This is a genomic window from Streptomyces alboflavus (assembly GCF_000716675.1).
GTDB lineage: Bacteria > Actinomycetota > Actinomycetes > Streptomycetales > Streptomycetaceae > Streptomyces > Streptomyces alboflavus.
Genome location: NZ_JNXT01000008.1, coordinates 227,836 through 242,799 on the forward strand (window position 1 = coordinate 227,836; position 14,964 = coordinate 242,799).

At 76.8% G+C, this 14,964-nt stretch carries 2 protein-coding genes (both cut by a window edge); both read right to left on the minus strand.

Going from position 1 to position 14,964, the window contains the following annotated elements; all coding sequences use genetic code 11:
* Nucleotides 1-11,700, minus strand: partial view of a non-ribosomal peptide synthetase gene (locus OO63_RS09150; RefSeq protein WP_234335439.1) — the 5' portion only. The gene continues 4,704 nt to the left of window position 1, outside the view; 11,700 of the gene's 16,404 nt are visible here — the first part of the coding sequence; the start codon lies at nucleotides 11,698-11,700; its stop codon lies off the left edge, out of view.
* Nucleotides 11,697-14,964, minus strand: the 3' portion of a protein-coding gene (locus tag OO63_RS09160) for a non-ribosomal peptide synthetase (protein ID WP_031192383.1). Its footprint extends 14,456 nt past the window's final position; the window shows 3,268 of its 17,724 coding nt (coding positions 14,457-17,724); the start codon falls outside the window, past its right edge — the gene reads right to left on this strand; its stop codon occupies nucleotides 11,697-11,699. The genes OO63_RS09150 and OO63_RS09160 overlap by 4 nt, the downstream gene beginning before the upstream one ends.

A 14,964-nucleotide genomic window follows, 5' to 3' on the forward strand; every position in this document is an offset into this window, starting at 1 on the left:
GTTGTACGCGGCGGTCGGCTCGTCCGCCAACCGGTCCAGGAACCAGAGGCGTTGCTGGGCCGGGGACAGCGGCAGGTCGGCGTCCGGGGCGTGCGGGACGGGCCGCAAGGCGGGCCGGTGCGCGGGCCGCAGCAGGGCGGCCGTGGCCGCCGGGGTGCGGGCGGTGAACAGGTCGCGCACGGACAGCTCGGCGTCCAGGGCCACGCGCACCGCGCCGACGAGGCGCATGGCGGTGAGCGAGTGGCCGCCGAGGTCGAAGAAGTCCTCGTGCGGCCCGCAGCGCGCGACGCCGAGCGCGTCGGCGAACAGGCGGCACAGCAGTTCCTCGCGCGGGCCGAGCGGCGCGGCCGGCCCACTGCCGGGGCGCTCCGGTGCGGGCGCGGGCAGCGCGGCGCGGTCGACCTTGCCATGGGCGGTCAGCGGGATCTCCGGGAGTTCCAGGACCGTCGAGGGCACCAGGTATCCGGGCAGGGTCCGGCTCAAGTCGGCCCGTACGGAGTCCGGTTCGAGTCGCGCGCCAGGAGCGGCCACGACATACGCGATGAGGGCGGGGCCGCCCGGCAGGTCGGCGCGCACCTGGACGGTGGCGCGGGCGATCGCGGGCAGGGCGTGCAGCGCGGCCTCGGCCTCGCCGGGTTCGACGCGGTAGCCGCGCAGCTTCACCTGGTCGTCGGCCCGGCCCAGGAAGTCGATGCCGCCGTCCGGGCACAGCCGCACCAGGTCCCCGGTGCGGTACATGCGCCCGCCGGGGGCGCCCCACGGGTCGGCGACGAAGCGTTCCGCCGTGAGGTCGGGCCGCCCCAGGTAGCCGCGGGCCGGTGCGCCGCCGCCGAGGTACAGCTCGCCGGGCACGCCGCGCGGCACGGGCCGCAGCGCCCCGTCGAGGACCCGTACCGCCACGCCGTCCAGGGGCGCGCCGATCGGCAGGGCGCGGCCGGTGGCGGCCGCGGCCGCGTCGACGGGGCCCGCGGTGGCGAAGGTGGTGGTCTCGGTGGGGCCGTAGCCGTTGACGACGCGCAGCGCGGGAGCGGCCGCGAGCGCGGCGGCGACCGCCGCGGGCGGCACGACGTCCCCGCCGGTCCACACCTCGCGCAGGCCGGTGAAGGCCTCCGGGGCCTGCTCGGCGAGGAGGGAGAAGAGGCCGGCGGTGAACCAGGCGGCGCCCACGGGGCCGCGCGGACCGCTCCCCGGGTCGGCGTCGGCGTCCGGCCCCGCCCCGGCCAGCAGTTCCCGCCAGCGCGCCGGGTCCAGCGCCTCGTCGGGCGCGAGCACGACCTCCCCGCCGCGCAGCAACGGGACCCACAGTTCATAGGTGGAGGCGTCGAACGAGTGCGGCGAGTGCATCAGGACGGACCGGTGGGCGTCCCCCGCGAAGCGGGTGTCGGCGGCGAGCGCGAGGACGTCGGCCTGGGTGACGGCGACGCCCTTGGGCACGCCCGTCGACCCGGAGGTGTACATCACGTAGGCGAGGTGGTCCGGGCGGACGGGGGCCGGGGCGGGGACGCCCTGGCCGGTGGCGGCCGGGGACGCGGGTGCCGCCGGGCCCGGGTGCACGACGGGCAGTCCGGGCACGAGCGGTACGTCCGCCGTGCCCGGCGCCCGGATCAGCGCCACCGCGCCCGCCGCCTCCAGTACGTCCCGGCAGCGCGCGGCGGGCCAGTCCGGGTGCAGCGGCAGGAAGGCGGCGCCCGCCCACAGGGTGCCGAGGAGCGCGACGACCAGGTCCGTGGAGCGGGGCAGCAGCACGCCGACCACCCGCTCGGGTCCGGCGCCCTCGGCGCGCAGGCGTGCCGCCATGTCGGCGGCGCGGCTGACGAGTTCGGCGTACGTGACGTGCGGGCCGCCGGACAGGGGGCGCAGGGCGACGGCGTCGGGCCGGGCGGCGGCGGTCGCGGCGACGCGGGCCGCGATGCCGGAGAGGCTGGACGGGCCCGACAGACCCGACAGACCCGACGGGCTCGACAGGCCCGACGGGCTGGATGCAGGTGACGTACCGCAAGGGCTCGACGCACCGGAATCACCGGAATCACCGGAAGCGACGGCCCCACCGGCCCGCTCCCGAGGCTCCCCGCCGACCAACGACGGCGCCGTCACCGACAGGCCGAGCGCACCCGTGAGCATGTCCGGGCGGTGGGCCAACGCCTCCAGCGCGAGCGCGAGTTGCCCCAGGACGTGGTCGGCGTCCGCCGGTTCGCAGACGTCGGGGCGGTGCTTGAGGACGAGTCGCAGGCGGCCCTCGCGCAGGGTGACGGCGAGGGTCAGGGGGTAGTGGCTGGCGTCCCGGCCGCCGACGCCGCGGACCTGGAGCCCGGCGGCGCGCTCCCGGTCGGCGAGGGACTCCTCGTCGAAGGGGTAGTTCTCGAACACCGTCATGGTGTCGAGGAGCGCGGGCAGGCCCACGGCGCGCTGGATGTCGGCGAGGCCGAGGAACTGGTGGTCAAGGAGCGCGAGCTGCCGGGCGTGCAGGTCGGTGACGACGGCGCCGAGCGGCGCCCCCGGGGCACAGCGCACCCGTACGGGCAGGGTGTTGACGAAGAGCCCGATCATCGCTTCCACGCCCGCGAGTTCGGCGGGGCGGCCGGAGACCGCGCTGCCGAAGACGATGTCGTCGCGGCCGGTGAGCCGGCCGAGGACGAGCCCCCAGCCGGTCTGCACCAGGGTGTTGAGGGTGGTGCCCGCCGCCCGGGCCGCGTCTTCCAGGGCCCGCGTGGGCGCGGCGTCGAGGACCAGCTCGGCCTCGGCCGGCAGGCCCGGCGCGGCGGGGCCCGCCTCCGGGGCGACCAGGGTCGGCTCGCCCACCCCGTCGAGCGCCCGGCGCCACGCCGCACGCGCGGCGGCCTCGTCGCGCTCCGCGAGCCAGCCGAGGTAGTCGGCGAACGGCCGCCGCCGCTCCGGCACGTGGCCCGCGTACGCGGTGAACAGGTCACCGAGGAACAGGGGCGCCGACCAGCCGTCGAGGAGCAGGTGGTGGCTGGTGAAGAGCAGCCGGTGGCGGTCGTCGGCGAGACGGACCAGGGTGAAGCGCAGCAGGGGCGGGCGGGCCAGGTCGAAGCGTCGGGTGCGGTCCTGCTCGGCGAGCCGGGCCAGCTCGTCGGCGGCCGACCCGAGCGGGCCCGCGCCGCTCACCTCGGACGGGTCGCCACCCGCCCCGGGCTCGCCCGCGCCGGACAGGTCCCCAGCCTCCCCGGGCAGGCCCCGCAGGTCCTGCTCCCGCCACTCCGGATCCACGCCCGCGGTGATCACCTGCGCCGGGGGCCCGGACCCCAACTGCCTGAATCCGGCCCGGAGTCCGGGCCGGAGCCCGATGACGGTGCGCGTCGCCTCCCGCAGCCGCCCCGGGTCCAGGGGCCCGGTGATCTCCAGCTCCAGCTGCACCACGTACACGTCGGGCGCGTCGGGGTCGGAGAGCGCGTGGTAGGCGAGGCCCTGCTGGAGCGGGGAGAGGGGCAGGGCGTCGGTGAAGTCGGGGTGCAGCCGCTCCAGCTCGGCGAGGTCGTCCGGTGTCGGCGCGAGCAGCGGGAAGTCGCTCGGGGTGTGTCCGGCGAAGCCGGGTTCGGCGTGCCGGGCGGCCAGTTCGGCGAGGACGGCGGCGAAGCGGTCCGCGACGCGCTCGACCTGCTCCCGCGTGAGGCACCCCTCGGCGTACGTCCAGCGGATCGTCATCTCGGGGCCGTGCGGGCCGTCGAGGGTGGAGGCGTTGACGTCGAGGAGATGGCCGTCGAGGAGGACGGGGAGGTCCCCGGTGTGCACGGCGTCGGACTCCGGGGCGGGGCTCCAGTGGCCGTCGTCGGTGGCCGCGGCGAACCGGCCCAGGTAGTTGAAGGCGAGCTGGGCGCCGCTGGCGGCCTGGTCGTGCAGGAGCCCGTAGCCGGTGCCGTGCCGGGGCACGGCCCGCAGCTGTTCCTTGACATGCTTGACGGCCGCGCCGAGGTCACCGGGCGCGGCGCCGATCCGTACCGGGTACTGGGTGGTGAACCAGCCGACGGTGCGGGAGAGTTCGGCGCCCGCGACGAGTTCCTCATGCCGTCCGTGGGACTCCACGTCGACGAGCAGTCCGCCCTCGCCGCCGACCGCGCGGGCGAGCGCGGCGAGCAGGACCTCCTCGTGCCGGGCGTGGAACGCGGTCGCGACGTCGGTGAGGAGCGTGCCGGTGAGGTCGGCGGCGAGGCGGGTCCGTATCTCGGACACCCCGCCGGACGCCCCGCCGGACGCCCCGCCGGTTGCCCGTCCGGTGCCGTCACCCAGCGGGGTGGGTGCGTCCCGCAGGACGCTGCGCCAGTGGTCCCGCTCCGCCTCGTACGCCGGTGTGGTGGCGGCCAGTTGCCGGGACCAGTGGCCGAAGGAGGTCGCCGGGCGTTCCGGTGCCCGGCCGGTCGCGGCCGCCTCCGCGAGGTCCGCGAGGAGGACGCGCCAGGACACTCCGTCCACGGCGAGGTGGTGGACGGTCAGGAGCAGTCGTCCGTCGTCCCCGTCGCCGCGCCGGAACCAGACGGCGCGCAGCATCCGCCCGGCGTCCGGGTCGAGTGCGGCCGCCGCGCGCTCCGACTCCTCGGCGATCATCTCCCGCAGCCGGGCCGTGTCGAGGCCGACGGCATCCACGGAGGTCAGCGCGGGGTCCTCGATGGCGGCCGCCGGCAGGTCGCCGGCCTCAAGGGCCACCTCCCCGTCGCCCCCCACGACCGCACGGGCCCGCAGCATCGCGTGGGCCGCGAGCACACCGCGCAGCGCGTCCCGCAGCCTTGCTTCGTCGAGGTCCGCCGGTACGGACACGAGCACGGACTGGTGGAAACCGCGCCAGTGCTCGGGGTGCCGGGCCAGCCACCGCATGACCGGGGTCAGCGGCACGGGCCCGGCCGCCGCGCCGTCCGCACCGGAGTCCCCGGCTCCCCCCGAGTCATCGGGCGCGGTCAACGGCTCGACGACGGCGGCCAGTTCGACCGGTGTGCGGTGCTCGAAGACCTGCCGTGCGGTGAGGGCGAGTCCGGTCTGCCGGGCGCGGGCGACGAGCTGGATGGAGGAGATGCTGTCCCCGCCGAGCGCGAAGAAGGAGTCCTGGCCGCCGACGGTCTCGACGCGCAGGACCCGCGCGAACAGCGCGGCGATCCGCCCGGCCGTGCCGTCGAGCGGAGCCTCGTCCGCACTGCCGGTCTCGGGGGCGGGCAGCGCGGCGCGGTCCACCTTGCCGTGCGGGCTCAGCGGCAGCGCGGGCAGCTCCACCAGGACGGCGGGCACCAGATAGTCGGGCAGCTCCCGGGCCAGGTCGGCGCGCAGCGCGTCGAGCCGGAGCGCGGCCCCGGGCGCCGGGACCACGTACCCGGCCAGGAGCTGCTGCCCCGGCCGGTCCGTGCGGACCGTGACGGCGGCCTGCGCCACGCCGTCGCGGGCCGTGAGCGCCGCCTCGATCTCGCCCGGCTCGACGCGGAAGCCGCGCAGTTTGACCTGGCTGTCGGCGCGGCCGAGGTACTCCAGGTCCCCGGCCCGGTTCCGGCGGGCCAGGTCGCCGGTGCGGTACATGCGGCTGCCCGCCGGGCCGTAGGGGTCGGCGACGAAGCGCCCCGCGGTCAGGCCGGGGCGCCGGTGGTAGCCGCGGGCGAGCCCGGAGCCGGTGACGTACAGCTCTCCCGGGGTGCCGGGCGGCACCGGCTGGAGCGCCGCGTCCAGGATGTAGACACCGGTCTCGGCGACGGGCGTGCCGACCGGGACGGGGCCGTCCGGCGCATCGGCGGCGCAGCGCCACAGGGTGGCGTCGACGGTGGTCTCGGTGGGCCCGTAGGAGTTGAACATGCGGGTGCGGGGCGCCCAGGCGCGGACCAGTTCGGAGGTGCAGGCGTCCCCCGCGACGATCAGCGTGCTCCCTTCGGCGACCCCGTCCGCGGGCAGGGCGGCGAGGACGGCGGGCGGCACGGTGAGGTGAGTGATGCCGCGCTCGGCGAGGAAGGCGGCGAGCGGCGCGCCGAGGCGGCGTTCGGCGGGGACGATCTCCAGTGCGGCGCCGGACAGGAGCGCCATGACGATCTCCCACACCGACGTGTCGAAGCTGAGCGAGGCGAACTGCAGCACGCGCGAACCGGGTCCGGTGCCGAACGCCTCGGTGACGGTCCTTGCCAGGGCGGGCAGGCCGCGGTGCGTGACGACGACGCCCTTGGGGCGGCCGGTGGAACCGGACGTGTAGATGACGTACGCGGCCGAGTCGGGCCGCGCCGCCCGCCAGACGCCGAGGTCCTTGCCGGGCCCGGTCAGGACGTCCTCGTCCAGCTCCACACGCGGCAGCCCGGAGAGGCCGGGGTGGTCGGTGCCGGGCGCGACGACGGCGAGCGCGGGTGCGGCGTCGGCGAGCATGTACGCGATCCGCTCGGCCGGGTAGTCGGGGTCGACGGGCAGATACACGGCGCCCGCCTTGGCCACGGCGAGCAGCGCGACGACGGCTTCGACGGTACGGGGCAGCAGGACGGCGACGCGGTCCTCGGGGCGTACGCCGTGCTCGACGAGGCGGGTCGCGAGGCGGTCGGCGGCCGTGTCGAGCCGGGCGTAGGTCAGCTCGGTGCGTCCGGTGCCGAGGGCGGAGTCCCCGGCGAGCGCGGGGGCGTCGGGGGTGGCGACGGCCTGGGCGGCGAAGAGTCCGGGCAGGGTGGCGTCGGCTCCCACGGGGGGCGCGGCAGCCGCGCCGGGCTCCGCACCGGCCGTCGGTGCCGCGCCGGGAGCCGTCTCCGCCGCGTCGAACGGCGCGACGAGCGCGGCGCGTTCGGCCGGGTCGAGGACGTCCAGGCGGTGCAGCGGCGCGCCGGGGTCCGCGCAGGCGGCGGTGAGCAGCCGGACGAAGCGACGGGCGAGCGTCTCCGCGGTGTCGGGGTCGAAGAGGTCGCGGGCGTATTCGAGGACGCCGTCGATGCCGTCGGCGCCGTCGCGTTCGACGAGGGTGAGGGTCAGGTCGAACTTGGCGGCGCCGCCCGTCGCGGGGATCGTCGTGGTGGTGACGCCGGGCAGGCCGATCTCCTCGGCCGCGCGGTTCTCGTGGGCGAGCATCACCTGGAACAGCGGATGCCGGGCGAGGGAACGCTCCTCCCCGACGGTGTCCACCAGGTGCTCGAAGGGCACGTCGGCGTGCGCGTACGCGGCCAGGTCGGTCTCCCGGACGCGGGCCAGCAGGTCCTGGAAGCTGGGGTCGCCGCTCACGTCGGTGCGCAGCACGAGGTTGTTGACGAAGAACCCGACGAGGTCGTCGAGCGCGGCGTCGGTGCGGCCCGCGACGGGCGTGCCGATGACGATGTCGGATCCGGCGCCGACCTTGCTGAGGAGCGCGGCGAGCGCGGTGTGCGCGACCATGAACAGCGAGCTCGCGCGGTCCCGGGCCAGGTCCCGCATCCGGCGGTGCACGTCCCCGGGCACGGTGAAGCGCGCGAAGCCGCCGCGGTGGCTCGGCACGGCGGGCCGGGTGCGGTCGGCGGGCAGCGGCAGTTCCTGCGGCAGCCCGGCGAGCTGCCGCCGCCAGTACGCCACCTGCTCCTCGGGGCCCTCCTCGCCCAGCGTCTCGCGCTGCCACAGGGCGTAGTCCGCGTACTGGACGGGCAGGTCGGGCTGCCGGGGCGCGCGGCCGTCGCGGCGCGCCGCGTACGCGGTCGCGAGGTCGCTCAGCAGGGGCCGCGCGGACCACTGGTCGGCGGCGATGTGATGCACGGTCAGGACGACGACGTGCTGCTCCGGGGCGAGCCGCAGCAGGGTCGCCCGCAGCGGCACGTCCCGCTCGATGTCGAAGACCTCCTGCGTCAACCGCCGGACGGACGCCTCCAGTTCGCCTTCCGCGACGTCCGTCACGGCGAGCTGCCGCGGCAGTTCGGCCGCGGCCACGACCTCCTGGCGCGGCTGTCCCTCGGTGGCGGGGAAGACGGTGCGCAGGCTCTCGTGCCGGGTGAGGACGTCGACGACGGCGGCACGCAGCGCGGCGACGTCGAGCGGTCCGGTGAGCCGGGCGACGAAGGGAATGGTGTACGTGGCGTCGGCGCCGTGCAGCTGGTGCAGGAACCAGAGCCGCCGCTGCGCCGCCGACAGGGGCACCTCCGGCGGGCGGGGGCGGGCCCGCAGCGGGGTCCCCGCCGCCGTGGCCGCGCGGGCGCGGGCGGCAAGGGCGGCGACGGTCGGTGCCTCGAACACGTCCCGTACGGAAAGCTGCACGTCGAGGGCGGCACGGACGCGTGAGGCGAGGCGAGTGGCGAGCAGGGAGTGGCCGCCGAGGGTGAAGAAGTCGGCGTCGGCGCTCACGTCGGTCCGGCCGAGCACGTCGGCGAAGAGCCCGGCGACGATCTCCTCCTGCGGTGTCGCGGGCGCCCGGCCGCCGCCCGTGGGCCGCTCCTCGGGGGCGGGCAGCGCGCCCCGGTCGAGCTTGCCGTTGCCGGTCAGCGGCCAGGCGTCCACGAGGACGACGGCGGCCGGTATCAGGTAGTCGGGCAGCCGGCTGCCGAGCGCGGCGCGCAGCGCGGCCGGGTCGGGGCGGTCGGGTCCCGCCGCCGTGACGTACCCGATCAGGCGCGTGCCGCCGTCCGGCGCGGGGCGGGCGAGCACGACGGCGTCGCCGACCCCGTCGAGCGCCGCGAGCGCCGCGCGGGCCTCGCCGGGCTCCACCCGGAACCCGCGGATCTGCACCTGCTCGTCGGCGCGCCCCAGATAGTCGAGTTCCCCGTCGGCCGTCCACCGGGCCAGGTCGCCCGTGCGGTACATGCGTGATCCGGGCGGCCCGAAGGGGTGCGCGACGAACCGGGTCGCGGTGAGCGCGTGCGCGCCCAGGTAGCCACGGGCCAGGCCGGGCCCGGCGACGTACAGTTCACCGACCGCGCCGGGGGCGACGGGCCGCAGCGCGGAGTCGAGCAGACGCACGGCCAGGTCGTCGAGGGGACGGCCGACGGGGCTGAGCGGCCGGGCGACGCCGTCCTCCTCATCGCTCCGCGGCTCCTGCGCGCCTCCCGCACGGTCGAGAGCGTCCTCGTCGTCCAGCGCGTGGTGGGTGACGTGCACGGTCGTCTCGGTGATGCCGTACATGTTGACCAGCTCCGGGCCCTGCCCGCCGTGCCGTTCGCGCCAGGCGGCGAGCCGGTCCGGGTCGAGCGCCTCGCCGCCGAACACCACGGTCCGCAGGTCGGGAAGACCGTCCGGGTCGCCGCCGAGCACGGCCTCGCTGAGCTGGTAGAACGCCGACGGCGTCTGGTTGAGGACGGTCACGCGCTCCTGCCGCAGGAGCGCGGCGAACTCCTCGGGCGCACGCGTCACCGCACGCGGTACGACGACCAGGCGGCCACCGTGAAGGAGCGCGCCGAAGATCTCCCAGACGGAGAAGTCGAAGGCGTACGAGTGGAAGAGCGTCCACACGTCGCTGTCGTCGAAGCCGAACTCCTCCTCGGTGACGTCCAGGAGCCGCAGCACGTTGCGGTGCTCGACGACCACGCCCTTGGGGCGGCCGGTGGAACCGGAGGTGTGGATGACGTACGCGGTGGCGCCCGGGCCGACCGTGACGTCGGGCGGGGTCACGGGCAGCGCGGCCAGTTCGCGGGCGGTGTCCGGGGCGTCCAGGGCGAGCCAGTCGGTGCCCGGGGGCGGGGTGCTGCCGCTGAGGGCGAGGCCGAGGACGGGCCGGGCCGAGGCGAGCTGTGCGGCCACGCGGTCGGCCGGGGCGTCCGGCGCCAACGGCAGATATCCGGCACCGGACTTGAGGACGCCGATGAGCGCGCAGAGCTGCCGCGCGGACGGCGGCAGGGACAGGGCGACCAGGGTGCCGGGCCCGGCTCCGCGTCGCCGGAGCAGGTGCGCGATGCGGCTGGAGCGCTCGTCCAGGTCGGCGTAGGTGAGGTGGGTGCCGTCGTCGGTGACGGCGACCTGGTGGGGGTGGCGGGCGCACACGGCGGCGAACCGCTCGGTGAGGGTATCGCCCGGGCCGTCCTGCGCGCCCCTCTCGCTCCCCTCACTCCCCTCGCCCCGCAGGCCCGTCCCCCGCGCGGCCGTCTCCTCGATGAGCGGATCCCCGTCGTCGAGGACCCGCCTGCGCTCGGGCGCCGACAGCAACTCGACCGCGCCGATGGCCTGTTCGGGGTCGGCGGCGAGGGCGTCCAGGACGCGCAGGAAGGCGGCGCCGAGGGACGCGGCGCGGTCGGCGGTGATCAGGTCGGGGCGGTGGCGCAGGGCGATGCGGGGGCGGGGGCCCGGGTGGACCACCAGGGTCACCGCGTAGTGCGTGGCGTCCTCGCCGGTCACGGAGTCGACCGTGAGTCCGGCGGCCGCCTGGGTGCGGGCCAGGCCCTCGGAGTCGACCCCGAAGTTCTCGACCACCAGGAGCGTGTCGAACAGCTCGCCCTGGCCGACCAGTTGCAGGATGCGGGCCAGGCCGAGGTGCTGGTGGTCCAGGAGTGCGGCCTGGTCCCGCTGGAGCGCCTTGGCCGTCGCGCCGAGGCTCTGGCGCGGCGGGGCGTGCACGGCGACGGGCAGGGTGTTGATGAACAGGCCGATCATCGATTCGGCGCCGTCGAGGTCGGCCGGGCGGCCGGATACGGTCGTGCCGAACACGACGTCGGAGCGGCCGGTGACGCGGGCGAGCGCGGCGCCCCACGCGGCCTGGTGGACGCTCGCCGCGGTCAGCCCGTACCGGGAGCCCAGGGTGGCGAGTCCGTCGGCGGTCGCGGCGCCCGGACGCAGTTCCCGTACCAGCGGCTGCGTCGGCACGGCGGCCCCCGCGGCCGTCGGCGCAAGCAGGGTGGGCCCGGTGACGTCGGCGAGCGCTTCGCGCCAGGCGTCCTCGGCGGCGGTCCTGTCCTGCCGCGCCAGCCAGGCCAGGAAGTCCCGGTAGGGCCGGGGCTCGGGCAGGGCGGGCGCGGCGGGGTCGCGGTGCCGGGCGTAGGCGGCGAACAACTCCTTGCCGAGCAGCGGCATCGACCAGCCGTCGAGGACGATGTGGTGCGCCGTGAGGACCAGGGTGTGCGTGGCGTCGCCGGTCCGCAGCAGGGTCACGCGCAGCAGCGGGGGCCGGGTCAGGTCGAAGCGGTGCGCGCGCTCCTCGGCGAGCACCCGCTCCTCCTCGGCCGCCCGCTCCACCGGGTCGGCGGCGCGCAGGTCCACCTCGCGCCACGGGACACTCCACCGGCCGGGGACGGCCTGGACCGGCCGCTCCAGGCCGTCCTGGAGGAACGCGGCCCGCAGGTTGGGGTGGCGGCGCAGCACGGTGTCGACGGCCCGTCGCAGCGCGGTGCCGTCGAGGTCGCCGCGGAGCCGGAAGACCAGGCGCAGGGTGTAGACGTCGAGGGACTCCACGCCGTCGGCGGCGCCGAGGTCGGCGTGGAAGAGGAGGCCTTCCTGGAGGGGGGACAGGGGGAGGACGTCTTCCAGGCCGGGGGCGCCTGCATCCGAGGTGTCTGTGCCCGGGGCGTCTGCGCCCGGGGCGTCGGTCGTGCGCAGGGCGTCCGTGGCCGAGGTGTCCGTGCCGAGGGCGCCCGCGTCCGACGTGCCCGTGCCCGGAGAGTCCGCACCGGGGGCGTCCGCGCCCGGCGCCCCAGGGTCAGCGGCCACCCCGGGGACAGGCGACCCGACCACCATGTGCGCCCCGTTCACCATGTCCGCCCCGTCCGCCCCGTCCGCCGCTTCCGTCCCGTCCACCGCATCCGCCCCGTCCACCGCGTCCACCGCGTCCGTCCCGTCCATGTCCTGGATCCCGTACTCCGCACTCACCGGTTCCTCCATCGGGCATCGAGCTGTGCTGTCTGTTCGGCGCTGAGCGGCGAGAGTGCCGACGTCGCGCCGGGGCCGTCGGGGGCGGCCAGGGTCTTCAGGGCCGTGATCCAGTGCCGGGCGAGCGCGGCGACGGCCGCCTCGTCGAGTGCGGCGGGGGCCCAGGTGAACCGGGTGTGCAGGGCGGGGCCTTCGGGGGTGTCCCGGGTGACGGCGTTCAGCTCGACGGCGTGCGCCATCGGCAGGTCGTCGTCGATGGCGCCGCCGAGGACCCCGGCCTCGGGCGCCGCGGTCCAGGGGCGCTCGTCCGCGCCGCCGCCCGCGCCGAACCGGCCGAGGTAGTTGAAGGCGAGGGCCGGGGCGGGCAGGGCGGCGAGTTCGGCTCCGGGCCCGGCCGTCAGGTGGCGAAGGAGACCGTGGCCGATGCCGCTGTCGGGCAGCCGCCCCAGGGCGTCCCTGATCCGCGCCACGGTCCGGCCTGGCGGCTCGTCGGCGGCGGCCTCCAGGCGTACCGGATACAGACTGGTGAACCAGCCGACCGTGCGGGACAGGTCGAGGCCGTCCTCGATCTGCTCCTCGCGCCCGTGGCCCTCGACGTGGGCGAGGAAGCGCACCCGCTCCTGGCCGCCCCAGTCGCGTACGGCGGTGGCGAGCGCGGCGAGCAGGACGTCCTGGACGCGGGCGCCGTGCGCCTGAACGGCCCGGGTCAGCAGCGGCCGGGTGTGCTCGGCGTCGAGGACGACGGTGCTGTGCCGGGCCTGGCCGACCGTGCCGAGGTCGCCCGTCGTGAGTCGCGGGAGCGCGTCCGGGGAGTCCACCACCTCACGCCACACCGCCAGTTCGTCGTCGCGCCGGGCGGCCTGCCGGTGCAGGGCGTGGCTCCAGGCGCGGAACGACGTCGGTACGGCGGCGGGTTCGGGGAGCCTCCCCGCGCGGACGTCCTCGGCCGCTCGGGAGAGGTCGTCCAGCAGGATGCGCCAGGAGACCCCGTCCACCACGAGGTGGTGCACGACCAGCAGGAGTCGGCCCGTGCCCGCTCCGGGCGGCAGATAGGCGCGGGCGCGCACCATCCGTCCGGCGGCGGGGTCGAGCGCGGCGGCCAGTTCGGCGACCTCCGCCGCCAGCTCCTCCTCGCTCAACCGGTCCTCGCGCGCCCGCAGTTCGAGTACGTCCGCCGCGCCGACGCCGTCCTCCGGCGGCACCTCGAAGGTCCCGGCGTCGAGGTCGACCCTGGCGCGCAGCACGTCGTGCCGTCGGAGCACGGCGGCGAGCAGCGCCTGTAGCGTCTCTGCGGAGATGCCCGGCGGCAGGGTCAGGAGCATCGACTGGCTGAACCGCCCGACGGGGCCCCGGCGTTCGGCGAGCCAGCGCATGATCGGCGTCAGCGGCGCGCCCCCGACGGCCGACATCTCCGGCGCGGCGGTCGCGGGCCGTACGGCGCCGGGCTCGCGCGCGGTGACGAGCGCGGCGAGCCGGCGCACGGTGGGCTGCTCGAAGATCTCTCGCGGGGTGACGCGCAGTCCCGCGGCCCGGGCGCGGGCGACGAGCTGGATGGAGAGGATGCTGTCGCCGCCGAGGGCGAAGAAGTCGTCCTCGGCCCCGACCGAGGGCAGTCCGAGCACGGCGGCGAAGGCCTCCGCGAGCGCCTCCTCCTCGGGCCCCTCGCACCCGGCACGGCCGACCGCCGACGCGAAGTCCGGCGCGGGCAGCGCCGCCCGGTCCAGCTTGCCGTTCGGCGTGACGGGCAGCTCGTCCACGGTGACGAAGGCGCTCGGCACCATGTGGTCGGGCAGCGTCCGCGCGAGGGCGGCGCGCAGGGCGTCGGTGTCGATGCCGCCCGCGCGCGCCACCTCGCCCATGCCCGCGTCCGGGCCCTCGCCCACACCCGCGCCGTCACGACCGCCAACGCCGACACCGACGCTGACACCTACGGCGACACCGCCCCTGCCGCCGTTGCCGCCGCCGACACCGTCGCCGTCGCCCGCCGGAACGAGATACCCCACCAGACGCCGCGGACCACCCCCGGCACCCCCGACACCGTCCCCGCCCGCAGGCTGATGCACCGTCACCGCGGCGGCCCGCAACGGCACGGCCGCGTGCAGCGCCGCCACGATCTCCCCGGGCTCCACCCGGAACCCGCGGATCTTGATCTGGTCGTCGCCGCGCCCGTAGTAGCGCAGCACCCCGTGCGCGTCCCGGGAGACCAGGTCCCCCGTGCGGTACATGCGGCTGCCCGGGGCGCCGCCCGGCTCGGCGACGAACCGTTCGGCGGTGAGCGCGGTCCTGCCCAGATAGCCCTGGGCCACTCCGGTGCCCGCCGCGTACAACTCGCCCACCGTGCCCGGCGGTACGGGCCGCAGCATGCCGTCGAGGACGTGCAGGCGGACCCCGGTCAGCGGGGTGCCGATGGGCGGCGCCCCGGACGGGTCGAGCGGGGCGCTCATGGTGACGCAGGCGGTGGCCTCGGTCGGACCGTAGGCGTTGACCATGCGGCGGCCCGGAGCCCAGCGCCCGGCGAGGGACGCGGTGCAGGCCTCGCCGCCGACCACGAGGGTGCGCAGCGCGTCCAGGCCGTCCGGTGCGAGCCCGGTGAGCGCGGTGGGCGGGATCAGGGCGTGGCTGACCCGGCGCCCGGCCAGTGTCTCGCCGAGCAACTCGCCTGCCAGCGGCCCGGGTTCGGGCACGACGAGGGTGGCCCCGGTGGCCAGCGCCATCAGGGTCTCCATCACCGAGGCGTCGAACGACGGCGAGGCCAGTTGCAGCACCCGGCTCGTCGGGTCGATGGCGAGCCGTTCGGCCTGCGCGGCGGCCAGCGAGGCGAGGCCGCGGTGCGCGGTCACCACGCCCTTGGGACGGCCGGTCGACCCGGAGGTGTAGATCACGTACGCGGGGTGCTCGGGCGTGACGGCGACGTCCGCGAACGCCTCTCCCCCGTCGCCGGGTCCACGGTCGTCCGCGCCCGCGTCGTCGACGTACAGCGCGCCCGGGAAGCGCACGGCGAGTCCGCGGTGGGTGAGGACCCGGGCCGGGGCGGCGTCGGTCAGCATGTGCCGGATCCGCTCGTCGGGGTAGTCCGGGTCGACGGGCAGGTGCGCGGCGCCCGCCTGCTGCACGGCGAGCTGGGCGACGACCAGGGCGGTGGAGCGCGGCAGGACGACGGCGACGACGTCACCGGGGCGTACGCCGTCGGCGGCGAGCCGCGCGGCAAGGGCCCGTGCCCGCGCGTCGAGGCGGGCGTAGCTCAGCCGCTCCTCGGGGGCGTCC